The organism is Arthrobacter ruber (assembly GCF_002954225.1).
GTDB classification, from domain to species: Bacteria; Actinomycetota; Actinomycetes; order Actinomycetales; family Micrococcaceae; genus Arthrobacter_D; species Arthrobacter_D ruber.
Genome location: NZ_PPTH01000017.1, coordinates 105,035 through 129,030, shown reverse-complemented (window position 1 = coordinate 129,030; position 23,996 = coordinate 105,035). Strand labels below are relative to the sequence as shown.

Below are 23,996 nucleotides of genomic sequence, written 5' to 3'. Positions count from 1 at the left end.
GGGCCCATGGCTAACCGAGCGGGCACCGTAGCCCTTCCCAGCGACCTCGTAGACGTGACCCAGCTGCTCGACGCGTATTTCGACGTCGAACCCGACCTCGGGGACCCCGCGCAGCGCGTGGCCTTCGGGACCTCCGGGCACCGCGGCTCGTCCCTCAAGTCCTCCTTCAACGAGGGGCACATCGCAGCGATCACGCAGGCGATCGTCGAGTACCGTGCCGGGCAGGGCATCACCGGGCCGCTCTTCATGGGCAAGGACACGCACGCCCTGTCCGAACCCGCGCAGGACACCGCCCTCGAGGTGCTGGCCGCCAACCGGGTGAACGTGCTGATCGACGCGCGCGGCGCCTACACCCCCACCCCCGCGGTCTCGCACGCCATCCTCACCTACAACGCGACGCGCACGGAGCAGGCCGACGGCATCGTCATCACGCCCTCGCACAACCCTCCGGGGGACGGCGGCTTCAAGTACAACCCGCCGCACGGCGGCCCCGCCGACTCGGACGCCACGAACTGGATCGCGAACCGCGCCAACGACCTCCTCGAGGGCGGCCTGCGCGACGTGAAGCGCCTGCCGATCGCCCAGGCCCGTACCGCCGACGGCATCAGCAGCTACGACTTCCTGCAGCACTACGTCGACGACCTCCCGTCCGTGCTGAACCTCGATGCCATCCGGGCGGCCGGCGTGCACATCGGCGCCGACCCCATGGGCGGTGCCTCCGTGGACTACTGGGGTGCGATCGGCGAGCGCCACGACCTGAACCTGACGGTGGTCAATCCGCGGGTCGACCCGCAGTGGGCGTTCATGACCCTGGACTGGGACGAGAAGATCCGCATGGACTGCTCGTCGCCGTCGGCCATGGCCTCGCTGATCGGGCGGGCCACGGAGTTCGACATCGCCACCGGGAACGACGCCGACGCCGACCGCCACGGCATCGTCACCCCCGACGCCGGGCTGATGAACCCGAACCACTACCTCGCCGTCGCCATCCAGTACCTCTACGCGAACCGCCCGAACTGGCGCGCGGATGCGGTGATCGGGAAGACCCTCGTCTCGTCGTCGATCATCGACCGCGTGGCCGCGGACCTCGGCCGGGTGCTGCAGGAGGTCCCGGTGGGCTTCAAGTGGTTCGTGCCGGGCCTGCTCAGCGGCGAACTCGCCTTCGGGGGCGAGGAGTCCGCCGGTGCGTCCTTCCTGCGCCTGGACGGCACGCCGTGGAGCACCGACAAGGACGGCCTCCTCCTGGCCCTGCTGGCCTCGGAGATCACCGCGGTGACGGGCAGGACGCCGTCGCAGCACTACGCCGGACTGACGGACCGCTTCGGCGCGCCCGTGTACGCGCGGATCGACGCCGCGGCCACGCGCGAGCAGAAGGCCGCCCTGGGCAAGCTCGCGCCGTCGGACGTCACCGCCACGACCCTCGCCGGCGAGGAGATCACGGCCCGGCTGACGGAAGCCCCCGGCAACGGCGCCCCCGTGGGCGGCCTGAAAGTCACCACCGAGAACGCCTGGTTCGCCGCCCGCCCCTCGGGCACCGAGGACGTCTACAAGATCTACGCGGAATCGTTCCGCGGCGAGGAGCACCTGAAGCAGGTGCAGGCCGAGGCGAAGGCCCTCGTGGACGCCGTCATCAGCTGACCCGGGCCTAGAGGAGCCTGCGCAGCAGCTTCCTCTTGAGCGGACCGAAGGGCGGATAGGCGAGGCGCAGCGTGTCCAGCCGGGTCGGCTTGGAGAACACGGGTTGCTGATGGCTGAACGTCTCGAAGGAACGCCGCCCGTGGTAGCTGCCCGTGCCGCTCGCGCCCACTCCGCCGAACGGCAGTCCCGGGACCGCGAGCTGGATGGTGCAGACGTTGTGCGCCAGCCCGCCGGCCTGCACCCGCCCGGCGAACTCCCGCAGGTGTTCCTCGTGATCGCTGAACAGGTATGCGGCCAGCGGGTGGGGCCGCGCGCCGATGAAGCCGATCGCCTCGTCGAGGTCCTCCACCTCGACGATGGGCAGCAGCGGACCGAAGATCTCCTCCTGCATGAGCGTGGACCCGGGGTCCACATCGCGCAGGACGGTGGGTTCGAGGTACCGCTCGGCGCGCTCGTACCGTCCGCCGGAGGCCACCGTCCCGTCGGTCAGGAGCCCCACGAGGCGGTCGAAGTGCTGCTCGTTGATGATGCGCCCGTAGTCGTGCGAGGCCCTCGGGTCGCTCCCGTAGAAGTGCCGGACGGCGTCCGCCAGCGCGTCCGCGAGGACGGGGGCGGCATCCGGCGTGGTCAGGACGTAGTCCGGAGCCACGCACGTCTGGCCGGCGTTCATGAACTTGCCGTAGGCGATCCGCCGCGCCGCCGCACGGACGTCGCCACCCACCACGACCGCGGGCGACTTGCCGCCCAACTCCAGCGTCACGGGGGTGAGGTGCTCCGCCGCGGCCTTCATCACAATCTTTCCCACGCGTTCACCGCCGGTGTAGAAGACGTGGTCGAACGGCTGGGCCAGGAGATCCGTGCTCGCCTCCACGCCTCCCTCGACGACTGCCACGGCCTGCGGATCGAGGTACAGCGGGACGAGCCGGGCGAGCAGGCGCGACGTCGAGCCGGCCAGCTCGCTGGGCTTCAGCACGGCCGTGTTGCCTGCGGCGAGAGCTCCGACGAGCGGTGCCAGCACGAGCTGCAGCGGGTAGTTCCAGGGTCCGATGATCAGCACGGTGCCGAGGGGCCGGGCCTGCGTCCAGGCACGGGCCGGGCGCAGCCCGAGGGGGACGGCGATCCTCTCCGGGGCCATCCACCGGTCGAGGTGCCGCAGCGCGTGGTCGGCCTCCGCCCGGACGACGGCGATCTCGGAGAGGAACGCCTCCGTGCCGCTCTTGCCGAGATCCTGCTCCAAAGCGCCGGTCACCTCCTCCTCCCGCTCGCCGAGCAGCCGCAGGAGCGCATGCAGCTGATCCCGGCGCCAGGCGGCGCTCCTGGTGGCTCCGGAGGCGAAGTACCGGCGCTGGCCGGCGAGGAGCCGTGCAGCACCCATCAGGCGTTCCCCTTCCGTGCCGCGCCGGCCGTGGAGCCGGTCGGGCGGCCGGTGAAGTGCTCCATGGAGCTGTACACCTTGAAGACCCGCCCCGCGACGACGTCCCAGACGGGTTGGGGCAGCAGGTTCCGGAGTGTCCCCCCGAGCTGCACGGTCCAGGGCAGCTGGACGCGCGCCCGGCCGGCGAGCATGCCGCGCCACGCCCTCTCCACCACGTGCCCCGGTTCCATGAGCGGCGTCAGGAGGGGCCCGCGGGCGCCCTCGAACATCCCGGTCCTGATGTAGCTCGGGATGAGGGTCGTGACGGCGATCGGGTGACCGGCCGCCACGAGCTCGAGGCGGAGGGAGTCGCTCCAGCCGATCACGGCCCACTTCGACGCCGCGTACACGCTCATCCTGGGCACGGCCAGCGTCCCGGACGCGGAGGCCACGTTGAGGATCCGGGCCGGTGTGCCGCGCTCCATCATGGCCGGGAGGAACGCGCGCGTGACGTGCATCGGGCCGGCGGTGTTGACGGCGAGCGTGAGGTCGATGTCCGCGCGGTGGTCGTGCTCCCAGAAGTACTTGCCGCGCACGATGCCCGCGTTGTTCACCAGCACGTCCGGCACGCCGACGTCGCCGAGGACGGCACCGGCCGCCGCCTGGATGGATTCCACCGAGGCGACGTCCACCACGTAGCTGTGCAGCGTGGTCGCTTCGGCCGCAAGGCTCGCGACCACCTCCTCGAGGGCGCGCCCGTCGACGTCCCAGAGCACGACGGCGGCCGCTCCCTCGCGGACGGCGCGCTCGGCGTACAGCCTGCCCATGCCCATACCCGCACCGGTGACCAGGACGGTGCGTCCTCGGACCGTGAATACCATTGCCTGCCCTCTCCCTCGATCACCTGCAACGTAGCATCGAAGATCACGCGCGGCCGATAGGCTTTCGGGAAACCCCTCGAACCCCTTCGGAAGGCAGACCCATGAGCGCACGAGGCATCGGCTGGACCCTCCACGGGGATGGCAGGAACGTGCTTCCGGGCCGTTTCGTCGCCCCCGAGGAACGCCTGAGCTGGCCGCGGACCATCGGCATCGGCGCCCAGCACGTCGTCGCGATGTTCGGCGCGACCTTCCTGGTCCCGCTCATCACGGGCTTCCCGCCCTCGACCACCCTGCTCTTCTCCGGTGTCGGGACCATCCTGTTCCTCGTCATCACGGCGGGGAAGGTCCCGAGCTACCTCGGTTCGAGCTTCGCCTTCATCGCGCCCATCGCCGCGGCGCAGTCGCAGTACGGGGCTGCGGGCGCACTCGGCGGCATCATCATGGCCGGCGCGGCCCTCGCGATCATCGGCGGGATCGTGCACACCGGCGGAGCCCACTGGATCCAGCTGGCCATGCCGCCGATCGTCACCGGGTCGATCGTCGCGCTGATCGGCCTGAACCTGGCTCCCACGGCGAAGGCGAGCTTCGAACAGGCGCCCCTCACCGCGCTGGTGACCGTCATCGCGATCCTGCTCGTCACGGTGCTGTTCAAGGGCATCCTGGGGCGGCTGTCCATCCTCGTCGGCGTCCTCGCAGGCTACGTCGTCGCGATGATCCGCGGGGAGGTGGATTTCGCCGCCATCGGCAACGCCGCGTGGATCGGCCTGCCGGACTTCTCCGCCCCGGAGTTCCACCTCTCCGTCGTCGGGCTCTTCGTCCCCGTGGTCCTCGTGCTCGTCGCGGAGAACATCGGTCACGTGAAATCCGTGGCGGCGATGACCGACCGCGACCTGGACCCCCTGACCGGGCGCGCACTCATGGCGGACGGCCTCGCCACCATGATCGCCGGTGCGGGAGGCGGATCCGGCACCACCACGTACGCCGAGAACATCGGTGTCATGGCGGCCTCCCGCGTCTACTCGACGGCCGCCTACTGGGTGGCCGGGATCGTCGCCATCCTGCTGAGCCTCTTCCCGAAGTTCGGGGCGCTCATCGCCACCGTCCCCGCCGGCGTGCTCGGTGGTGCAGGCGTGGTGCTCTACGGCATGATCGGCATCCTCGGTGTCCGCATCTGGGTGCAGAACCAGGTGAACTTCTCGAACCCCATCAACCTGTCGACGGCGGGGGTCGCGCTGGTCATCGGGATCGCGGACTTCACCTGGGTCATCGGCGACCTCACCTTCGCGGGGATCGCCCTCGGCACCGCCGCGGCCCTGATCATCTTCCACGGCATGACGGCGATCGCCCGGGCGCGCGGCAGCGAACACGTTCCCGGCCCCGAGGAGCTAGAGTCCAGCGACCACGGCAGCAGGCCCTCGAAGCTGGGCTGACCCGGTGTAACAATGGGCGCATGTGTCACTTCCACTGCCCTGCCGGCGCCCGATGAACTCCCGCGAGGTCTGGTCGACGTCCGAGTGGCGGCAGCAGGCGGAGCAGTGGATCGACGCCGTGCTGGAGGCCCTCGGCGTCGTGCGGCTGGGGCCGGCCGAGCAGCCGCGCATCCGCTTCTGGTCGACGCAGCTGACCGTCCCCACCGACCACGGCACGCTGTGGTTCAAGGAGAACAACCTCGGGCAGTTCGCGGAGGCCTCGATCATGTCCCTGCTCGGGGAACTGGCACCGGATCACGTCACGGCCCCCCTGGCCATCGAGCCGTCCCGCGGCTGGATGCTCACGGCGGACCACGGGGCCACCCTGGACAGCCTCGGCTCGGACGACCCCTCCGTCTGGGCGCGCATCACGAGCGACTTCGCGGACCTGCAGCAGCGCGTCGCGCCGCACGGGGAGCGGCTGTCGGAGGCGGGCCTGGTGCTCATGAACCCGGAGGTGGCCGCCAATTTCGTGGAGAACCAGCTGCTGCTCCACACCGGGCTGCCGTCCGAGCATCCGCTGTACCTGTCCGCGGACGAGGCCGACGACGTCGTCCGCCGCCTGCCGGCCATCGGCGACGCCGTCGAGGTGCTGCGCGGCGTCGCGGTGCCGCTCTCCCTCGACCACAACGACCTGCACGCCCGGAACTGCTTCCTGCCCGGCGCGAGCGCGGATCCCCTGCGGTTCTTCGACTTCGCGGACGCCTACTGGGCGCATCCGTTCAGCACCCTGCTCGTGCCCATCACGCAGATGCGCGAACAGTGGAAGACGACGGCGGACGACCCGCGGATCCAGCGGGTCATCGCCGCCTACCTCGAGCGGTGGACGGATTTCGCCCCGCTGCCGGAGCTGCGCGCCGCCGTCGAACCCGCTTTGGCGCTGGCCGGCGTGCACCGGTACGGTTCCTGGCTCCGCCTGCTGGTGTACGCCGACGACGCGTCGATGCGCGCCTATGCTCCTACGGCCCTGCACTACCTGAGGACCCTGACCGACCCGGTTCTCCGACCGTAGGCCCGGCAGGGAGACCCCCGGCACGAACAGCCCGGACGCCCGGTGGGGGGCGGACGTGACGGTATGCCGACTTCTTCTTCCCTGCTTGACCACCGCAGCAGTCCCGTGCCACTCTTCTACAACGATGTAGACAACGATGTAAATGGGTTCCCGCGCACCGCGGCCCTCCTCTCCGCCGTCGAAAGGACCACGTGATAATGACGTCACGTAAGAGATACTGGACGCGTCCCGCGAGCCTCGTCGCCGCGCTCACCCTCGCACTCACCGCTGTGGCCCTGCCCGCGAGCGCCGGGCCCAAGGATCCGGCCCGGCCCATCACCCTCACGCAGCAGTCGGCCGCCGCCGGCCTCGATGATCTCGTGGGCGGCAAGTCGGTGGTCGGCGACACCAGCCCCATCCATGATCCGGCCCTCATCATCGACGACGACGGCACCTGGTACGTCTACTCCACCGGGCTGCTGGCCCGCGAGAACGGCGGCACCATCCAGATCTGGTCCTCCCACGACGAGGGCACCACCTGGGAGTACACCGGCACCGTATGGGACGAGATCCCCGCGTGGATCGACGAGCACTTCTCGGGCGGTCCTCTCCCCGAGAATCTCTGGGCTCCCGAGATCTACGAGAACGACGGCACCTACTACCTCTACTACTCGGCGTCGCAGTTCGGCGGCAACAATTCCCTGACCGCGCTGGCCACCAACACGACACTCGATCCGGAGGACCCCGACTACGAGTGGGTGGACCAGGGTGTCGTCGTCGAGTCCCCCGTCACCGGGCTGGATCCCGCCAACCCGAACAAGACCTTCAACGCGATCGATGCGGGGATCGTCGAGGACGCGGACGGCAAGCCCTACATGTCCATCGGTTCGTTCTGGTACGGCATCTTCCTGGTTCCGCTCGAATGGCCGAGCGGCAAGCCGGTGGAGGACTGGCAGTCCCGGACCGTCAACCTCGCGGACCGCTTCATCCCGGGCAACCCCATCGAGGCGCCCTACATCATGCAGCGTGACGGCTACTACTATCTCTTCACCTCCTTCGACTTCTGCTGCCGCGGCGCGGACTCCACGTACAAGATCGCGGTGGGACGCTCCACGTCGGTCACCGGTCCGTACCTGGACAAGGAGGGCCGGGACATGTTCGGCGGCGGTGGCTCGATCCTCCTCGAGTCGCACGGCGCGATGAACGGGGTGGGTGGCCAGTCCGTCTTCGGCGACTACCTCGCGTTCCACTACTACGACGCCTCCAACGAGACCACGCCCTACATCCCGACCCTCGGCCTGCAGAAGATGGGCTGGGAGGACGGGTGGCCCACCGTGGACCAGGGCGTCGGTGTCCCCGAACTCGGAGTCGTCCCCGAGTCGACAAGGGTCCGGGAGGGCCACAAGGCGCACTTCACGGCGCGTGCCACCGGGACGCCCGAGCCCGTCGCGGTCTGGGAGAGCTCGGACGACAGCGGCGCCACCTGGCAGGTCGCGCAGGTGACCCAGCGGGCCGAGCGGGCCGACGATGGGACGTATACCTCCGTCGCGGAGGTGAAGAAGGCAGCGGCCGCCGACGACGGACGACTGTTCCGTGCCACGTTCTCGAATGCGCACGGCGCGGTGACCACGGATCCCGTGGAGCTGGGCGTCGAGGCGAAGCCCGGCAAGAGCCGCCCATAGATTCCTGCGGTGCCCGCAGCGCGGGCACCGCAGGCACCAGGCTCGGTGGTTCAGCGGCGGGCGCGATACCGACGCTGACGCACCGAAACCGAGGGAGCCCGGTCGCGGGAGTGGCCGCGACCGGGCTCCTGCACGTCCGGGAGCAACACTGCACCCGGCCTCCTCGTCCACGAACGGCCGGTATGCGCGACAGCCGCCGGAGTTGCGCATCGGCGGCTTCGGGACTGCGCGGTCACCCCTCCGGCCGGTCGCCGTTCTGCGGCCACGCCGCGCGGTCGGCCAGGCAGGAGGCGAGCACGTCCGCGGCGTCGGACACGAGGCCGTCGACGCCGAGATCGAGCAGCCTGTCCATGTCCTCGCGCGCGTTGACGGTCCAGACATGGACGTGGAGGCCGGCCGCGTGGCACGAGGCGACGAAGCGGCGCGTCACCACGCGGACGCCACGATACGTCTCGGGTACCTGCAGCGCCTGGATCTCGGCTATCCGTGCGAGGGGACCTGCCAGCCCGAGGGGTGCGGCCAGCTTCAGGAGTGCGTTGACCGCCATGCCGGCGGACGACGCCGTCGGCCTGTCGAGCAGGCGCAGCACCCTCCGGCGGCGACGGTCGGAGAACGAGGCGACGAGCACGCGGTCATGGGCGCCGAGCCGGTTGACGAGCTCGGCGAACGGCCTGGCGCAGTCGTCGCTCTTGACGTCGATGTTCAGGCGCAGTTCCGGCCAGCGCAGCAGCACCTCCTCGAGCGTGGGGATGCCGCCGCCGCCGCCCACCGGCAGAGCGCCCAGCTCCGCCGCCGTCCGCCCCGCGATCGGCCCCCGGGCGTCGGTCACGCGATCGAGCAACTCGTCGTGGAAGACCACCACCACGCCGTCGCCCGATGCGCGGACATCGATCTCGAGGTACCGGAAGCCGAGCTCGACGGATCGCTCGAAGGCCGCCATGGTGTTCTCGCCGCCGGCGGGGGCGAACCCCCGGTGCGACAGTGCGAGGGGGGACGCGTCGGACCGCGTGCCGGAGCGGTTGTCGAGGTAGGGGTAGCGGCCCGGGTCAGGCCGTGCGGAGCGCCGCAAGCCGTTCCTCCAGCACCTGCGCCACGCCGTCCTCCTCGAACGGCGGCGCCACGAGGTTCGCGGCCGCGAGCGCGTCCGGGTGGCCGGAGGCCATGGCGTACCCGTGGCCGGCCCAGCCGAGCATCTGGACGTCGTTCGGCATGTCACCGAAGGCGACGACGTCCGCGGCGTCGATCCCGCGGTCCGCCGCGTACCGGGCGAGCGTGACGGACTTGTCGATATCGGGGACAGCCATCTCGAGCAGGGCGATGGTCGGCGCGGAGTGCGTCGTCGAGACGAGGTGGGCGACGGCCGGCCGCACGGCCGCGAGGAACTCGTCGGGTGAGACGGTCTTCTCGCGTGCGAGGAACTTGACGACGTGCTCGCCGGGCAGGGACTCCTCGAACGGCTGCGCCGTGATCCCGCCGAGCAGCTCGGAGGTCGCTCCGTCGGCGAAGCCGGACTCGATCTGGAAGCCCGACACCGTCTCGGCAGCGAAGGTGGCCGCAGGGTAGAGCCCGCGGATGATGTCGCGCGCAGCGTAGACGTCCTCGGGTTCGAGGAGCCTCGCGTCGAGGACGCGCTCCTCCTGGAGGTCGTACGTCAGCGCGCCGTTCGAACAGATGACCGTCCCGGTATGACCGAGCTGGTCGCGCAGGGGCTGCAGCCAGCGGGGAGGACGGCCCGTGACGAAGACGACGTCGACCCCCGCCTCCACGCATGCCCGGAACGCACGGATGGTGCGCTCGCTCATCGTGCCGTCGTGGCCCACGACGGTCCCGTCCATGTCGCTCGCCACGAGGCGCATCGCTGACTCCTTCAGGTTCCGGACTTCCACCCTACCGGCGGATGGGCCTCGAGGCCGTCCCGCTACCGCTCGAACGTGCCGATGAGCCGGGCACGGCCGATGGTGCTGGAGAAGAGGTTGAAGCCGAGGTAGGCGGGCGAGGCCTCGGCCGGGAGGTCGAGGGACTCGACGTCCAGCGCGTGGACGACCACGTGGTAGTGGTGGGGGCCGTGGCCCTCGGGAGGTGCGGCACCCACGAACCCGGCGAAGCCGCCGTCGTTGCGCAGTTGCAGGGCGCCCTGGGGCAGCAGGCCGGAGCCGTCGGTGCCCGCACCTGCGGGCAGGGACGTGGTGGTGGCGGGCAGGTTGGCGACCGACCAGTGCCAGAACCCGCTCGCGGTGGGTGCGTCGGGGTCGTAGACGGTCACGGCGAAACTCCTCGTGGCTTCGGGGAAGCCGCTCCAGCTGAGCTGCGGTGATTCGTCCCTGCCTCCCGCGCCCATCACCCCGGAGGCCTGTGCGGGATCGAGCGGCCCGTGGTGGGTGATCGTCTCGCTGGTCAGCTCGAACTCGGGTACCTGCGGCAGGTCTGCATAGGGATCGCGGGTCATGGGTGTGCTCCTGGTGTCGTGGTCGATCGCGGCGGTCAGGCCTGGCGTGTCATCTCGTCGCGCGAGGGCGGGTTCGCTCCCGCGCGCGAGACGGTGATGGCTGCCGCCCGGGCTGCGTACTGCAGCATCCCGGTCAGCTGCCCGAGGCTGATTCGGCGCAGCTCCTCGCGCCGATGGGCGCCGTCGAGTTCGTTGTCCACGAGCGCCCCCACCAGGGCCGCCATGAAGGAGTCCCCGGCGCCCACGGTGTCCACCACGCTCGCGGAGGGTGCGGGAACCGACACCTCGCCCGTCCGGCAGATCGCCCACGGCCCCTGGGACCCGCGGGTCACCACGACGACGGCGGCGCCGGCGTCCAGCCAGGCGCGCGCCGACTCCTCCGGGGTGCGATCGGGGTAGAGCCATTGGAGGTCCTCGTCGGAGGCCTTGATCACGTCGGCGAGCGCGACGAACTTCCCGGCCTGGGCACGGGCGTGCTCCACGTCGTCGATGATGGTGGGCCGGCAGTTGGGATCGTAGGTGACCGTGACGAGGGGGTGCGCCGCCGTGACCAGGGCGAGCACGTCGGCTGCCCCGGGGGTGAGCATCGTGGCGATGGAGCCGGTGTGCAGAAGGGTGGCGCCGTCGAGGAGCGTGTCCTTCCGGGCGACCAGCCCCGGCAGGTCCCAGACGAGCTGGAAGTCGTAGGACGCCCCACCCGCGGGGTCGAGGCGCGCGGTCGCGACGCTCGTGGGGGCGCCGTCGGGTTCCACGGGGAAGGGCACGGAGTTGTCGCGGAGGTGCTTCCGGATCATGCGGCCGTACTCGTCGTCGCCGTACCGGCCCACGAACTGGGCCGGATGCCCCAGGCGGGCGAGTCCCACGGCCACGTTCATGGGGCTTCCACCCACGTGCGCGCTCATGGGTGCGGTGTCGCTGACGACTTCGTCGATGAGGGTTTCCCCGATCACGGTGAGCACTCCCTCAACGTACCAGCCGCCGTGTCCCCGCCACCGGGGAAGTTCCGCGTCGCGGGCGGATCCCGCGTACGCGATGGCGGTCCGGCCTACTCCGTCTCCGGCCGCAATCCGCGGGGGCGCGCGGGGAGAGGGCGGCCGCGGAACCGGCGCACGCTGTAGACGATCAGCACGAGGGCGATGATCGAGGACGCGATGAGGCTGATACCCGTGCCCGTCCCCCCGAACAGCCACCACTTGTCCGCGAGGAACCACCAGGACGGCACGGCGGGCTGGAGGATCCAGATCACGCCGAGGGTCATGATCACGAGGGCACTCGCACAGCTCACGGCGATGCGGGGGATGGTCGCCACTCCGAGCGCTGCTGCGTGATAGGCGTTGGACTTCAGCGGCTTCAGGTAGCGGCGCGCCCAGTGGTACTGCTGCGACAGGACCGCGAGGCCGGCGGCGAGCATCAGGAGTCCCGGTCCGGGCAGCACCAAGGCGGCGATCCCGAGTACCACGAGGGTCCACCCGACCACCTCGATACCGGTGCGGCGGACCCACCCGGAGACCCACCCTCTCGCTGCCATGCGAACAGGATGACACAGGAAGCTGGGGGCCCACGACGGTCAGCAGGCTGCCTATCGCCCGGAGGGCACCGGCAGGCCGGGGAACAAATGCCGGATTGCATGCGTTTGCATGGACATGCCGGCGCTCGCCCGGCCGGCCCCATCAAGGAGGACAGCGTGACTGCACAAACCGAAGGTCTCCACCACGTCACCGCGATCGCCGGTGATCCCCAGAAGAACATCGACTTCTACATCAGGGGGCTGGGGCTGCGGCTCGTCAAGAAGACCGTGAACTTCGACGACCCGGGTACCTACCACCTGTACTACGGCGACGAGTCCGGGCGCCCCGGATCCCTCCTGACCTTCTTCCCGTGGCAGGGCATCCGCAGCGGACGCATCGGCAGCGGACAATCGACCACCACCGCCTTCTCCGTGCCGCAGGGCACGCTGGGCTGGTGGCAGGAGCACTTCAAGGCACTCGGCGTCGAGTCCCCCATCTCCCGCGCCTCGTCCGAGGAGGAGCGCCTCTCGCTGCGCGACCCCGACGGACTGCAGATCGACCTCGTGGCCTCCTCCATCTCCGATCCACGCAATCCGTGGGACTCCGCCTCGGTGCCCGCCGAGTACGCCGTGCGCGGCCAGCACTCGTCCGTCCTGACGGTCCAGGATCCCACCCGCACCCTCGAGACGTTCACGCGCGACCTCGGTATGACGGTCCTCGGCGAGAAGGACGGCCGATACCGTCTGAGCACGCACGCCGGCGAGCCCGGCACGGTCGTCGACGTCGTCACCGACGCCCGCGGTGAGCGCGGCCTCGTGGCCGGCGGCACGGTGCACCACATCGCGTTCCGTGTCCCCGACCAGCAGACCCAGGAGCTCTGGCGCCAGGAGCTCGCCGAGCGCGGCTACGGCGTGACGGCGATCCTCGACCGCCAGTACTTCACCTCCCTCTACTTCCGCGAGCCGGGAGGCACGCTCCTCGAGATCGCCACCGACACCCCGGGCTTCGACATCGACGAGCCCCTGCTGGAACTCGGCCGTTCCCTGAAGCTGCCGCCGTGGCTCGAGCCGAACCGCGAGGCGATCGCCCATTCCGTGGCGAAGATCGAGCTGCCCGCGGAGAACAACCCGGCCGTCCAGGCCTTCTTCAGGAGCTGACATGAGCGCGATCCACCAGTGGCCGCACCTGTTCGAGGAAGGAGCACCCGGCACCCCCGTGCTGCTGCTCCTGCACGGCACGGGCGGCACCGAGCACGACCTCCTGCCGCTCGCCGAGCGTCTCGCCCCCGGCGCGGGTCATCTCGCTCCCCGTGGACCCGTGCAGGAGCACGGCATGAACCGCTGGTTCCGCCGCTTCGGCGAGGGCGTGTTCGACGTCGACGACGTCGTACGCCGCGCCGGTGAGCTCGCGGCGTTCGTCGGCTGGGCACGGGACCACTACGGGATCGGCGGTCGGCCGCTCGTGGCCGTCGGTTTCTCCAACGGGGCGAACATCGGCCTCGCGACCGCGCTGCTCCACCCCGATGCCGTCAGGAACGCCGTCGCGTTCTCCGGCATGTACCCGCTGGAGGGGCGGACGATCGAGGCGGACCTGTCCGGATCGTCGGTCGCCCTGTTCAACGGGGAGTCCGACGCCATGGCCCCGATCGAGAGCGTGGTCCGCCTGGGATCGATCCTCGAGAGCCGTGGCGCCGAAGTAAGCCGGAACGTCCGCCAGGGCGGTCACGGGATCCACCCCACGGAGGTGGACGGTGCAGCCGCCTGGATCACCTCGCACACCCGGAAGGTACTCAATGACTGACGCACGCAACGACCTCGCCGCGAAGGCCGCCAACCTCGCCCAGCTGCACGCCGCCCCCGAGATCCTGCAGGTGGTGAACGTCTGGGACGCCATCAGCGCGAAGACCATCGCCGCCGTCCCCGGCACGACGGCCCTTGCCACGGCAAGCCACTCGATCGCGGCGTCGCTGGGCTACGACGACGGTGAGAACATCCCCGTGGAGGAGATGGTCGGCGCCGTAGGACGGATCGCCGCGGCGACGGACCTGCCGGTGTCCGCGGACCTGGAGTCGGGCTACGGCGACCCGGAGGACACCGTCCGCCGGGCGATCGGCGTCGGGATCGTCGGCGCGAACATCGAGGACCAGATGCGTCCGCTGGCCGACGCCGTGGCGCAGATGGAGGCGGTCCTGCGGGCAGGCACGTCGGAGGGGATCGACTTCGTCCTCAACGCCCGTACGGACGCCTTCGTGAGAGCCGGGGACCGCGATCCCGCGGACGTCCTGGCCGACGCCGTGGAGCGCGGCAGGGCGTACCTGGCGGTCGGTGCCACGAACGTGTTCGTGCCCGGGCTGCTGGACGAGCACGCGGTGACCACCCTCGTGGAGGCCTTCGGTCCCCGGCGCCTGAGCGTCATCAACGTGCCGGGCAGCCTCGCGCCGGCGCGCCTGCAGGAACTGGGCGTGGCCCGCATCTCCTACGGCCCGTGGACGCAGCGCGTCGCGCTCACCGCGCTCGCGACCACGGCACGCGACCTGCTCGCCGGCGGCGCCCTGCCCGAGGGCACGCTTCCCCTCAACTAGGGATGCCCCCACCGGACCCCGGTCAGCCCCCGACGGGCGGGCCGGGGTCCCCTGCATCGGCGGCGTCGGCGGCGTCGTCGAGCAGTCCGACGATCCGCTCCCAGGCCTCGGAGCCGGGGGTGATGACGGCGAAATGGTCCCCCGGGACGAGGACCAGCTCTGCCCTCGCGCCTGCCGCCGTGGCCTCCCTCACGTAGCCCTCCGACTGGCTGAGCGGCACGGTGGCATCATGCATGCCATGCACTGCATACACGGGGACGTTCAGGGGTATGGCGGTCATCGGGTCCGCGAACCGGTACCGCTCCGGGTCCCCGGGGTCGCCGAGCAGGTTCTCCACGGCGCCGTCGCTCAGTCCGAGCCTGCGGGCCTCCCCGAGGTCCAGCACCCCGGCCTGGCTGACGACGGCGGTGAGCGGCACGGTGGGGACCCCTGCACCGGGCGCGCCGGACGGCAGTCCTGCCCTCCCCGCAGCCCATACGGCCAGGTGTCCGCCGGCGGAGTGGCCCAGCGCCGTCGTCGAGCGGAGGTCGAGGCCGTGCTCCCCCGCGGCGGCGGCGAGCGCATCGATGCCGGCGGCGACGTCGTCGAACGTGGCGGGCCAGCCGCCCCCGTTGCCCGCCCTCCGGTACTCGAGGTTCCAGCAGGCGTAGCCCCGGCCCGCGAGATCCTGCGCGAGCGGCTCCCCCAGCTCGGCTCCATAGGTGGACCGCCAGTAGCCGCCGTGGATGATGACCACGACGCCGCGGACCGCGAGGCCCGCGGCGGGCAGGTGGAGATCGGCGAACTGGCTCGGATCCTCGCCGTAGCCGTACCGCTGCGGTGCGGCAGGCGACGCGGTGCCGCTGCCGGTCCGGAGGCGGCAGGCCGTGAGCACGGCGGCCCCGGCCGCGACGAGGAGGGCCAGGAGGGAGCGTCGACCCACGGGGTGCACCGGATTCACAGGGGAAGCGTAACGGTCACCCGCGTTGGCTACGATGAAGGTTCTCCTTCGAAAGGCACGGTGCATGGGCGCATGGGATGATCTCGACGAGCGGCTGAGGCCTACCGTCGAGGCGCATACGCGTGAGTACGAGCGCGTTCGGCCGGCCCTGGACCGCGTCACCGCCGCCATGCGGGACAGCATCGAGGGCATCTTCGACGGCACGGGCCTCCAGCCGCTGTTCGTCACGGCGCGCACCAAGACCGTGGAATCCTTCCGCGACAAGGCGTCCCGCACCCTGCCGTCCCCTGATACCGGTGCGACGCCCGTCCTCGTGTTCCCCGACCCGCTGCGCAACCTGACGGACCTGGTGGGCGTCCGCATCATCACCACGCTGCCGCACGAGGTGGACCTCGCGGCGAACCTGCTCAAGCGCCAGCGCCACGAGTTCGACTGCCGCGGTGACCGGGAGAAGGACATCGGGTCCATCGAGTCCGGCACGTACGGCTATTCGAGCCGGCACCTCATCATGCGTACCATCCACAACGAGGTGGTCCGGGCCTTCCAGCAGACCGTGGATCCCGAGACGAAGGCCGCCGGCAGCTACCTCTTCGAGGTTCAGGTGCGGACGGTGCTGGCGCACGCGTGGTCCGAGATAGAGCACGACATCCGCTTCAAGGCATCCAATCCGAAGGCCTGGAGCCCCTACTTCGACCGGCAGTTCACCGGTACGGCGGCCATGCTGGAGACCGTGGAAGCCGCCTTCGCCGAACTGCACGAGCGGTACGAGACGGTCACGGGATTCTGGGACGAGGAGGGCGAGGGCAGCGCCCCGCTCACGCCCAACCGCGTCCGTGACGTCTGGCAGACGCTGCTGCCGCACGTGGACCGGAAGTCGGACGACAACTGGGGCTGGGCGGCCGAACTCCTCGCCGCCCATGGACTGAGGACCACGCTGCAGCTCGTGTCCCTGCTGCAGGCCGACACCATCACGACGGTCCGCAAGGCGCTCGACCACCGCTACTCGCCCGGACCGGACCGGCTCCTCGACGACATGCTGCTCTGGCACTACGGCGAACGGCACATCGACCTCACCGCTGAGCCCATGGACGCGGACGCGACACCGCGACGGGACAGCCTCCAGCGCCGGTACCGGCAGATGCAGGCCTACCGGGCGCTGCATCCCGCCTGATCGGTCGGGGGACGGCGGTGCGGCTCAGCCGCGGTCCTTCCGCGCGCCGGTCGAGGCGGCAGGCGGCCGGCAGGGTCCTGACCCGCACCGTACGGCGACGGCCGACCCCGAGGGAGCGGCCGTCGCCGTACGATCGACGCCTCGGGGCACCCGGGAATCAGGCCTCCGAGACCTGCGCCGCGAGATTGGCGAGCGTGGAGTCCAGGGCGTCCTGCGACACCTCGGGGAAGCTCAGCTTCTTCAGGATCGCCTTGTCCGTGACGGCGGACCAGTCGTAGCTCACGGAGACCTCGGTGGAGTCGGGGCCCGAGGGCTGCAGTTCCCACACCCATTCCCAGCCCGGCGGCACCTCGCCGGCCGGCGCCGTCTTCCAGGCGAGCAGCTTGTTCGGGTCGTAGCCCACCACGTGGTTGTCCGTCTGGTAGTCACCACCCATCTTGTCCCACTGCTGGTTCATGGTGAACACCTGGCCCACGGCGGTGATGCGGTCCGACTTGCTGTCCGACTGCACCATGCCCGAGCCGTCGAGGGCGGCATGGCGGGCGGGATTGGACAGGATGTCGAAGATGGCACCGGCGGGTGCATCGATGGTGCGGGTCGAGGAAATGCGGGACTCGGTCATAGGGCGTTCTCCTTCTGGTCGTGGACCACGGGTTTTACTTCGCGTCGTCCGGCGAAGATTCGTCGAGCATCCAGCCGGTGATGGACTCGAGGTCCTTCCCGGCGTCGCGCGTGTACTGCCAGGCGCGCTGCCGCTGGTCCTGCAGGTCCTGCCGGAAACGGGCCTGGGTGGCGCCGAGGGCCGGTACGCGGTCGATCACGTCCATGGCCAGCTGGAACCGGTCGATCTGGTTCAGCATCGCCATGTCGAACGGCGTCGTGGTGGTGCCTTCCTCTTTATACCCGCGCACATGGAGGTTCGCGTGGTTGGTGCGCCGGTAGGTCAGCCGGTGGATGAGCCACGGGTAGCCGTGGTAGGCGAAGACCACGGGCTTCGACTTCGTGAACAGGGTGTCGAAATCGCGGGCCGAGAGCCCGTGCGGGTGCTCCGAGCTGTCCTGCAGGCGCATGAGGTCGACGACGTTGACCACCCGGATCTTCAGCCCGGGGACGCCCGCGGCCAGCAGGCGCGCGGCGGCCACGGTCTCGAGCGTCGGGACGTCACCGGCACATCCGAGGACGACGTCGGGCTCCACCCCGGGCTCCTCCGACCCCGCGAAGCCGAAGATTCCGATGCCGCGCCTGACGTGCAGGAGCGCCTCCTGGGGGCCCAGCCAGGTGGGCGTGGGCTGCTTGCCGGTCACGATCACGTTGATGGTGTCGCGGGTCTTCATGCAGTGTTCGGTGACCGCGAGCATCGTGTTGGCATCCGGCGGGAGATAGACCCGGATGACGTCCGCCTTCTTGTTCATCACATGGTCGATGAAGCCGGGGTCCTGGTGGGAGAAGCCGTTGTGGTCCTGCTGCCAGACGTGGCTGGAGAGCATGTAGTTGAACGAGGCGATGGGCTGCCGCCAGGGCAGCGTCCGGTGGACCTTGAGCCACTTGGCGAACTGGTTGAACATCGAGTCGACGATGTGCACGAAGGCCTCGTAGCAGTTGAAGACCCCGTGGCGTCCCGTCAGCAGGTAGCCCTCGAGCCAGCCCTGGCACAGGTGCTCGCTGAGGACCTCCATGACCCGCCCGGACCGTGCGAGGTGCTCGTCGACGTCCTCCAGGCGTGGCTGCCAGACCCTGTCCGTCACCTCGAACACGGCGGACAGGCGGTTCGACGCCGTCTCGTCCGGACCGAACAGGCGGAAGGTGTGGGGATTGCGCTCGATGATGTCGCGGAGATAGCCGCCGACGGTGATCATCGGGCTCGCCTTCTCCGTGCCCGGATGCGGCACCTCCACGGCGTGCTCCAGGTACGAGGGCAGCACGAGGTCGCGGAGGAGCCACCCGCCGTTGGCGTAGGGCGTGGCGCTCATCCGGAGGTCGCCGTCGGGGGCCAGCGCGGCGATCTCCGGCCGGAGTTCCCCCGTCCCGGTGAAGAGCGACGCCGGATCGTAGGACCGCATCCAGTCCTCGAGCTGGTGCAGGTGGTCCTCGTTGCTGTGGATCTCCGAGAGCGGCACCTGGTGGGAACGCCACGTGCCCTCCACGGCCTTGCCGTCCACCACCGCCGGTCCCGTCCAGCCCTTCGGAGAACGCAGCACGATCATGGGCCACCGGGCCTCCGCGACGTCCGCACCCGCCAGGGACGTCCGCGCCGCCTCCTGGAGGGTGTGGATACTGTCCATACAGGCGTCCAGCACGTCCGCGAAGTCGCGGTGGGCCGCCTCCGTGGCCGTGGGGTCGGACACCGTGACGAAATGCGGCTCGTACCCGTAGCCGTACATCAGCTGCCGCAGCTGCTCCTCGGGCATGCGGGCGAGCACGGTGGGATTGGCGATCTTGTAGCCGTTGAGGTGCAGGATCGGTAGCACCGCGCCGTCGACCGTCGGATCCAGGAAGCTGTTCGAGTGCCAGCTCGTGGCCAGCGGCCCGGTCTCCGCCTCGCCGTCGCCCACCACCGCGACGGCGACGAGCCCGGGGTTGTCGAAGACGGCCCCGTAGGCGTGCATGAGCGTGTAGCCCAGCTCGCCGCCCTCGTGGATGGATCCGGGTGACTCGGGCGCGGCGTGGGAGGGGATGCCGCCGGGGTAGCTGAACTGCTTGAACAACGCGTCGAGCCCCGCACCGTCCTTGCCGATGCTGCTGTAGATCTCGGAGTACGTCCCCTCGAGCCAGGCGTTGGCCACCACCGCCGGTCCGCCGTGGCCGGGCCCTGTCACGAACAGCATCTCCTGCCCGCGCTCGGCGATCACGCGGTTCAGGTGCGTGTAGATGAAGTTGAGCCCGGGCGTGGTGCCCCAGTGACCCAGCAGCCGCGCCTTCACGTCCTCCCCCGTGAGCGGCCGTGTCAGCAGGGCGTTGTCGCGGAGGTAGATCTGGCCCACCGAGACGTAGTTGGCAGCCCGCCACCAGGCGTCCAGTGCCTGGATATCGAGAGTGCTCATATATGCCTCCTGGGTGATATTCGGTGGATGGGCGTGGATCAGAGTTCGACGACGACGTCGGACGGCGTCTTATCGGGCCTCCAGCCGCGCCAGACGGGATGACGGAGACGACCGCTGCCGGTGTGCTCGCTGTACTGGACCTCCCCCACGAGGGCGGGCCGGACCCAGTGCGCGTCGGACGCGTCGATGCCCGGCACGTCGTCGAGCGGTGCGGTCTTCCGCCCCAGCTTCTTCAGGCGGGCACCGGCCTCCGCGAGGTCCCGCTCGGTCAGCCCGGATCCCACACGCCCCACATAGCGCAGGTCGACACCGTCGGGCACCGCGACGAGCAGGGACCCGATCTTCGAGGCGCGGGTGCCCTTGCCGGGCCGCCAGCCCACCACCACGACCTCCTGCGTGCGCAGGTGCTTGATCTTCACCCATGACGACGACCGCGCCCCGGGCTGGTAGTCGCCGGTGAGGCGCTTGGCCATGATCCCCTCGAGGCCGAGCTGCCTGCTCGCCTCGACGGCTTCCGCGAGCGTCGCATCGAGGATCGGAGGGACCTGCACATGACCGTCGTCCGCCTCGTCGACGGCCTTCTCGAGCAGTTCGCGCCGCTGCCGGTACTCGAGGCGGGTGAGGTCGTTGCCCTCGAGGTCGAGCAGGTCGAAGAGCATCAGGCGGACGGGCGTCACCTGGCGGGCCGCCTCGATCTCGGCGCGGCGGGTCAGCTTCATGCGTGTCTGGAGCAGACCGAAATCGGGCCGGCCCCGTGCGTCGAGGGCCACGATCTCACCGTCGAGGACGGCGCTGTCGGCGCTGAGGTAGTGCCCCAGGTCCCCGAGCTCCGGGTAGACGAGCGTGGTGTCGATCCCGTTGCGGCTGACCAGGGTCACCGCCCCGTCCCGGACCTGCGCGATGCAGCGCACCCCGTCCCACTTCATCTCATAGGCCCAGGCCTCGGGATCGGGGATGGTCTGCTCGGAGCCGAGCGTGGCCAGCATGGGCCGGACGGCCTCCCTCCGGGGGCCGGCGAGCACCGGCTCCTCCAGCGCATCCGGTGCGGAGGACGCCGACGGCGCGGAGGACGGGGAGGGTGCGGACAGGGACACCGAAGGGTCGGAGGTGGCGCCCTCAGGATCGTCCTGCGCCTGCGCGGGCTGGTCCTTCATGAGGTGGATCAGCCAGTTGCTCCTGCCGCCCGCTCCGCCCCCGGTGTTGATGAGGGCGTAGCGGCGGACGGCCGTACCGGCCTGCGCGAGGCCGCCGTCCGGCCTGCCGTGCAGCGTGCAGATGACTTCCTTACCGTCCCTCCACTTCTCCAGCTCGTACGTGCCCGCGTCCCAGATGGACACCTCCCCCGCGCCGTATTCCCCTTTCGGGATACTTCCCGCGAACGAGCCGTACTCGAGGGGGTGGTCCTCGGTCTGCACGGCCAGGTGGTTCCTGCTCGGAGTCAGCGGTGGACCCTTCGGAATGGCCCATGACACCAGGACACCCTCGTGTTCGAGCCGGAAGTCGTAGTGGAGACGGCGGGCATGGTGCTCCTGGATCACGAAGCTGTTGCCCCCCGAGGGCCCCACCGCCTCCGGGACCGGCTCGGGCGTCTTCGCTGCGTCGCGCATCGCCCGATAGGTGGACAGGCGGTCCGTCGGCGCAGCACCGCTCCCGGCGTCGTTCCCGGCCGTGCGCGTCGTCGCCGGGGCGAGGAGGTCCCCGAGGTCCAGGACGCGCTGCATGACGTCCCGGTAGTCCAGGTGCCGGAGGTCCTCGCCGCCGTCGAGCTCCTCCCAGGTGCGCGGGGTGGCGACGGTCGGCTCGGCACGCCCGCGGAGCGAATACGGGCTCACGGTCGTCTTGTTCGCGTTGTTCTGGCTCCAGTCGACGAGCACCCTGCCCGAGCGCAGCGCCTTCTTCATATCGCTGACCGCGAGGTCGGGGTGGTCGGCCTCGAGGGCCCGGGCGAGTTCGCGGGCGACGGCGGACACCTGCTCGGAGGTCTGGCGGCCGTCGAGGGCGCAGTAGAGGTGGATCCCCTTGGAGCCGCTGGTCACGGGGAGCGGCTCGAGTCCCATGCCCTGCAGGATGGGCCGTGCGAGCAGCGCCACTGCGGCGCAGTCGGCCACCCCGGCACCGGGACCGGGGTCGAGGTCCAGCACGAGGCGGTCAGGATTGCCCCGGGCGCCGTCCGCCGTGAAACGCCACTGCGGCACATGGATCTCGAGTGCCGCGATCTGCCCGAGCCACGTGAGGGTCGCGAGGTCGTTCACCATCGGGTACACGTTGGTGTGGTCCTTGTGCTGGATCGCGTTGCGCGGCACCCACGCCGGAGCGTTCTCGTCGATGTTCTTCTGGAAGAACATCTCGCCCGGTTCCCCGGGCGTCCCCACGCCGTGGACCCAGCGTTTCCGGGTGGCCGGGCGCCCGCCGGCATGATGGATGAGATGCGGGGCGACGGCCGCGTAGTAGGCGAGGACGTCCGCCTTGGTGGTCCCGCTCGCCGGGTAGAGCACCTTGTCCAGGTTGGAGAGACGCAGTGTGCGCCCGTCCACGGTGACGGTCTGCTGCCGCGCCGTGCGGGGAGGAACCATGCCCCCAGTCTCGACCGGATGCCGGTGGCGGTCCAGCGAAGATTCCGCGGGCGGGTCCGCCCGGCCTCGTCAGTCCCCGAACTGCTCGCGGTACCGGTTCACGTAGACGTCCCAGAGCGAGGGGTCCTGGCCGAGGTTGCGCTTGTTGAGGAAGTCGTCGAGCCCGGCGATGGTCAGGTGCCAGCCGGCGGCCATGGTGGCCGAGTGCCGGGGGCTGCCCGGTGTCAGGAGCAGCACGAGCTGCGTGCCGTTGTCGCCCGTCCGCGTGAGGTCCCAGCGCAGGCTGTCCCGCTCCCAGGTGTAGGCGAGCACGCCCGGCCGCTCGGCCTCGAGGACGGTCCCGCGCAGGGGCTTCTGGTCCGCGTACCGGAACAGGATCTCCGTGTCCTTGCGCGGCTCGAACTCCATCTCGCAGGGGAACCAGTACTTCAGCTTGTCGGCGTCCGTCAGGTGCTTCCACAGCACGGTCGGAGGGAACGCGAACTGGAATTCCAGGCGCAGCACGGTGCCGCCGTCGTCGCTCGTGGTCTTGCTGACGATGGGCTCTACGGTCTCGGAAGTCACCCCCCAAGTCTAGGGGCGGGCGGCCCGGACCCTCTGGCATGCTAAGCCTGCTTGGTGTTCACTTGACCCATGAGAGCCATCTGGAAGGGTGCGGTCGCGTTCGGGCTGGTCAACGTACCGGTCAAGGTCTACAGCGCCACCGAGGACCACGACATCCCCCTCCACCAGGTGCACGACGAGGACGGCGGCCGGATCCGCTACCAGCGGCGGTGCGAGATCTGCGGCGAGGTGGTCGACTTCAAGCACATCGACAAGGCGTACGACGACGGCGAGCACACCGTGGTCCTGACCGAGGAGGACCTCTCGTCCCTGCCGGTGGAGAGGAGCAGGGAGATCGAGGTGGTGGAGTTCGTGCCGAGCGACCAGATCGATCCGGTCATGTTCGACCGCTCGTACTACCTCGAACCGGACAGCACCTCGACCAAGGCGTACGTGCTGCTGCGGCGCACGCTCGAGGAGACGGACCGCACCGCGATCGTGCAGTTCTCCCTGCGGCAGAAGAGCCGGCTGGCCGCGCTGCGTGTCCGCGGGGACGTCCTCATGCTCCAGACGCTGCTGTGGGACGACGAGGTGCGCGAGGCCTCCTTCCCCGCCCTCGAGGAGAAGGTGCGCATCTCCGCGAAGGAGAAGCAGATGTCCGCGGCCCTCGTCGACTCCTTCTCCACCGATTTCGACCCGGAGAGCTTCAGTGACGACTACCAGGTGCAGCTGCGCACCCTGATCGACGCGAAGATCGAGAAGGGGGACACGATCGACACCGAGGAGACCTTCGGTGTGAGCAAGGACGACGACGACGACAACGTGCTCGACCTCATGGAGGCCCTGCGTCGCAGCGTCGAGAAGAACCGCGAGAAGAAGGCCGGCGGCACGAAGGCCGCCGGCACCTCCAAGAAGAAGGGCGCATGATGGGATTCCTCACCGACAGCCTCGGCCGCCAGACCGTCGTGCTGAAACCGAACGCGCCGATCCTCGGGTGGGCGCTGCTCGGCGCCGCCTCCTTCATGGCGCTCGAGGAACGCAACCGCGAGCGGCTCCGCCTCGCGAGCTCGGCCTGCCTCGCGGTCTGGGCGGCGCTGGAGGTGATCTCCGGGCAGAGCGGCTTCCGGCGCAGCGCCGGGTCCCTGACGCTCTCCTGGCTGCTGCGGAAGGCCCGCTGA

Annotated in this window: 22 protein-coding genes; 10 read left to right on the top strand and 12 right to left on the bottom strand. The window is 70.2% G+C overall.

Features of this window, described 5'->3' with window-relative positions; all coding sequences use genetic code 11:
* Positions 1-6: 6 nt before the first annotated feature.
* A complete protein-coding gene (pgm, locus tag CI785_RS11690) occupies positions 7-1,638 on the top strand; it encodes a phosphoglucomutase (alpha-D-glucose-1,6-bisphosphate-dependent) (protein WP_105032277.1) in 1,632 nt (543 codons plus the stop codon).
* 7 nt (positions 1,639-1,645) lie between these two features.
* On the opposite strand, the gene CI785_RS11685 is transcribed toward pgm, so the two are convergent.
* Positions 1,646-3,013 (bottom strand): aldehyde dehydrogenase family protein, encoded by a 1,368-nt coding sequence (locus CI785_RS11685; protein ID WP_105032276.1) that lies wholly within the window; start codon positions 3,011-3,013, stop codon positions 1,646-1,648.
* Entirely contained in the window at positions 3,013-3,873 is an 861-nt protein-coding gene (locus CI785_RS11680) for an SDR family NAD(P)-dependent oxidoreductase (protein ID WP_105032275.1), read from the bottom strand. The genes CI785_RS11685 and CI785_RS11680 overlap by 1 nt, the downstream gene beginning before the upstream one ends.
* Before the next feature lie 101 nt (positions 3,874-3,974).
* On the opposite strand from CI785_RS11680, the gene CI785_RS11675 reads away from it, so the two are divergent.
* From CI785_RS11675 to CI785_RS11665, 3 genes are all read left to right on the top strand, one after another.
* Entirely contained in the window at positions 3,975-5,303 is a 1,329-nt protein-coding gene (locus CI785_RS11675) for a uracil-xanthine permease family protein (protein ID WP_105032274.1), read from the top strand.
* Positions 5,304-5,325: 22 nt separating this feature from the next.
* Positions 5,326-6,354, top strand: coding sequence for a hypothetical protein (locus tag CI785_RS11670; RefSeq protein WP_157940247.1), 1,029 nt, complete (start codon positions 5,326-5,328; stop codon positions 6,352-6,354).
* A 197-nt stretch (positions 6,355-6,551) separates the two neighbouring features.
* The gene (locus CI785_RS11665; protein WP_105032272.1) at positions 6,552-8,015 is read left to right on the top strand and encodes a glycoside hydrolase family 43 protein; all 1,464 of its coding nucleotides are present in this window, start codon (positions 6,552-6,554) and stop codon (positions 8,013-8,015) included.
* A 232-nt stretch (positions 8,016-8,247) separates the two neighbouring features.
* Here the strand turns inward: CI785_RS11665 and CI785_RS11660 are convergent, their stop codons facing one another.
* From CI785_RS11660 to CI785_RS11640, 5 genes are all read right to left on the bottom strand, one after another.
* Positions 8,248-9,084 (bottom strand): glycerophosphodiester phosphodiesterase family protein, encoded by an 837-nt coding sequence (locus CI785_RS11660; protein ID WP_240615169.1) that lies wholly within the window; start codon positions 9,082-9,084, stop codon positions 8,248-8,250.
* Complete coding sequence (locus CI785_RS11655) at positions 9,062-9,871, bottom strand: HAD family hydrolase (RefSeq protein WP_105032271.1); 810 nt, start codon at positions 9,869-9,871, stop codon at positions 9,062-9,064. Before CI785_RS11655 ends, CI785_RS11660 begins: the two co-directional genes overlap by 23 nt.
* A 62-nt stretch (positions 9,872-9,933) precedes the next feature.
* Entirely contained in the window at positions 9,934-10,461 is a 528-nt protein-coding gene (locus CI785_RS11650) for a YbhB/YbcL family Raf kinase inhibitor-like protein (protein WP_105032270.1), read from the bottom strand.
* A gap of 35 nt (positions 10,462-10,496) precedes the next feature.
* Positions 10,497-11,420, bottom strand: coding sequence for a carbohydrate kinase family protein (locus tag CI785_RS11645; RefSeq protein ID WP_105032269.1), 924 nt, complete (start codon positions 11,418-11,420; stop codon positions 10,497-10,499).
* A gap of 86 nt (positions 11,421-11,506) precedes the next feature.
* Positions 11,507-11,989 carry a PGPGW domain-containing protein gene (locus CI785_RS11640; RefSeq protein ID WP_105032268.1) on the bottom strand — a complete coding sequence of 161 codons (483 nt, stop codon included), beginning with the start codon at positions 11,987-11,989 and terminating at the stop codon, positions 11,507-11,509.
* A 156-nt stretch (positions 11,990-12,145) separates the two neighbouring features.
* Here CI785_RS11640 and CI785_RS11635 point away from each other — a divergent pair, with 156 nt between their 5' ends.
* Genes CI785_RS11635 through CI785_RS11625 form a run of 3 tightly spaced genes read left to right on the top strand, consistent with a single transcriptional unit; the run spans position 12,146 to position 14,550 of the window.
* Positions 12,146-13,126 carry a ring-cleaving dioxygenase gene (locus CI785_RS11635; protein WP_105032267.1) on the top strand — a complete coding sequence of 327 codons (981 nt, stop codon included), beginning with the start codon at positions 12,146-12,148 and terminating at the stop codon, positions 13,124-13,126.
* Position 13,127: 1 nt separating this feature from the next.
* Positions 13,128-13,769 (top strand): alpha/beta hydrolase, encoded by a 642-nt coding sequence (locus tag CI785_RS11630; RefSeq protein WP_105032266.1) that lies wholly within the window; start codon positions 13,128-13,130, stop codon positions 13,767-13,769.
* Complete coding sequence (locus CI785_RS11625; RefSeq protein ID WP_105032265.1) at positions 13,762-14,550, top strand: isocitrate lyase/PEP mutase family protein; 789 nt, start codon at positions 13,762-13,764, stop codon at positions 14,548-14,550. The genes CI785_RS11630 and CI785_RS11625 overlap by 8 nt, the downstream gene beginning before the upstream one ends.
* Positions 14,551-14,572: 22 nt before the next feature.
* On the opposite strand, the gene CI785_RS11620 is transcribed toward CI785_RS11625, so the two are convergent.
* Positions 14,573-15,424 carry an alpha/beta hydrolase gene (locus CI785_RS11620; protein WP_240615201.1) on the bottom strand — a complete coding sequence of 284 codons (852 nt, stop codon included), beginning with the start codon at positions 15,422-15,424 and terminating at the stop codon, positions 14,573-14,575.
* A gap of 130 nt (positions 15,425-15,554) precedes the next feature.
* On the opposite strand from CI785_RS11620, the gene CI785_RS11615 reads away from it, so the two are divergent.
* Positions 15,555-16,661 (top strand): GTP pyrophosphokinase, encoded by a 1,107-nt coding sequence (locus CI785_RS11615; protein ID WP_105032263.1) that lies wholly within the window; start codon positions 15,555-15,557, stop codon positions 16,659-16,661.
* Between the two features lie 157 nt (positions 16,662-16,818).
* Here CI785_RS11615 and CI785_RS11610 read toward each other — a convergent pair whose 3' ends face one another.
* From CI785_RS11610 to CI785_RS11595, 4 genes are all read right to left on the bottom strand, one after another.
* Positions 16,819-17,283 carry an SRPBCC family protein gene (locus CI785_RS11610; RefSeq protein WP_105032262.1) on the bottom strand — a complete coding sequence of 155 codons (465 nt, stop codon included), beginning with the start codon at positions 17,281-17,283 and terminating at the stop codon, positions 16,819-16,821.
* 34 nt (positions 17,284-17,317) lie between these two features.
* Positions 17,318-19,702 carry a phosphoketolase family protein gene (locus CI785_RS11605; protein WP_105032261.1) on the bottom strand — a complete coding sequence of 795 codons (2,385 nt, stop codon included), beginning with the start codon at positions 19,700-19,702 and terminating at the stop codon, positions 17,318-17,320.
* Positions 19,703-19,740: 38 nt separating this feature from the next.
* Positions 19,741-22,275 carry an ATP-dependent DNA ligase gene (locus CI785_RS11600; protein ID WP_105032260.1) on the bottom strand — a complete coding sequence of 845 codons (2,535 nt, stop codon included), beginning with the start codon at positions 22,273-22,275 and terminating at the stop codon, positions 19,741-19,743.
* Positions 22,276-22,344: 69 nt separating this feature from the next.
* Positions 22,345-22,839 carry an SRPBCC domain-containing protein gene (locus CI785_RS11595; protein ID WP_105032259.1) on the bottom strand — a complete coding sequence of 165 codons (495 nt, stop codon included), beginning with the start codon at positions 22,837-22,839 and terminating at the stop codon, positions 22,345-22,347.
* 69 nt (positions 22,840-22,908) lie between these two features.
* Here CI785_RS11595 and ku point away from each other — a divergent pair, with 69 nt between their 5' ends.
* Complete coding sequence (ku, locus tag CI785_RS11590; protein ID WP_105032258.1) at positions 22,909-23,745, top strand: non-homologous end joining protein Ku; 837 nt, start codon at positions 22,909-22,911, stop codon at positions 23,743-23,745.
* Entirely contained in the window at positions 23,742-23,996 is a 255-nt protein-coding gene (locus tag CI785_RS11585) for a hypothetical protein (protein WP_157940246.1), read from the top strand. Before ku ends, CI785_RS11585 begins: the two co-directional genes overlap by 4 nt.

Coding starts and splice junctions, on each gene's coding strand:
- pgm (WP_105032277.1), top strand. CDS start 7: ATGGCTAACCGAGCGGGCACCGTAGCCCTTCCCAGCGACCTCGTAGAC.
- ku (WP_105032258.1), top strand. CDS start 22,909: ATGAGAGCCATCTGGAAGGGTGCGGTCGCGTTCGGGCTGGTCAACGTA.
- CI785_RS11685 (WP_105032276.1), bottom strand. CDS start 3,013: ATGGGTGCTGCACGGCTCCTCGCCGGCCAGCGCCGGTACTTCGCCTCC.
- CI785_RS11665 (WP_105032272.1), top strand. CDS start 6,552: ATGACGTCACGTAAGAGATACTGGACGCGTCCCGCGAGCCTCGTCGCC.
- CI785_RS11640 (WP_105032268.1), bottom strand. CDS start 11,989: ATGGCAGCGAGAGGGTGGGTCTCCGGGTGGGTCCGCCGCACCGGTATC.
- CI785_RS11630 (WP_105032266.1), top strand. CDS start 13,128: ATGAGCGCGATCCACCAGTGGCCGCACCTGTTCGAGGAAGGAGCACCC.
- CI785_RS11675 (WP_105032274.1), top strand. CDS start 3,975: ATGAGCGCACGAGGCATCGGCTGGACCCTCCACGGGGATGGCAGGAAC.
- CI785_RS11680 (WP_105032275.1), bottom strand. CDS start 3,873: ATGGTATTCACGGTCCGAGGACGCACCGTCCTGGTCACCGGTGCGGGT.
- CI785_RS11650 (WP_105032270.1), bottom strand. CDS start 10,461: ATGACCCGCGATCCCTATGCAGACCTGCCGCAGGTACCCGAGTTCGAG.
- CI785_RS11585 (WP_157940246.1), top strand. CDS start 23,742: ATGATGGGATTCCTCACCGACAGCCTCGGCCGCCAGACCGTCGTGCTG.
- CI785_RS11655 (WP_105032271.1), bottom strand. CDS start 9,871: ATGCGCCTCGTGGCGAGCGACATGGACGGGACCGTCGTGGGCCACGAC.
- CI785_RS11610 (WP_105032262.1), bottom strand. CDS start 17,283: ATGACCGAGTCCCGCATTTCCTCGACCCGCACCATCGATGCACCCGCC.
- CI785_RS11605 (WP_105032261.1), bottom strand. CDS start 19,702: ATGAGCACTCTCGATATCCAGGCACTGGACGCCTGGTGGCGGGCTGCC.
- CI785_RS11625 (WP_105032265.1), top strand. CDS start 13,762: ATGACTGACGCACGCAACGACCTCGCCGCGAAGGCCGCCAACCTCGCC.
- CI785_RS11600 (WP_105032260.1), bottom strand. CDS start 22,275: ATGGTTCCTCCCCGCACGGCGCGGCAGCAGACCGTCACCGTGGACGGG.
- CI785_RS11615 (WP_105032263.1), top strand. CDS start 15,555: ATGGGCGCATGGGATGATCTCGACGAGCGGCTGAGGCCTACCGTCGAG.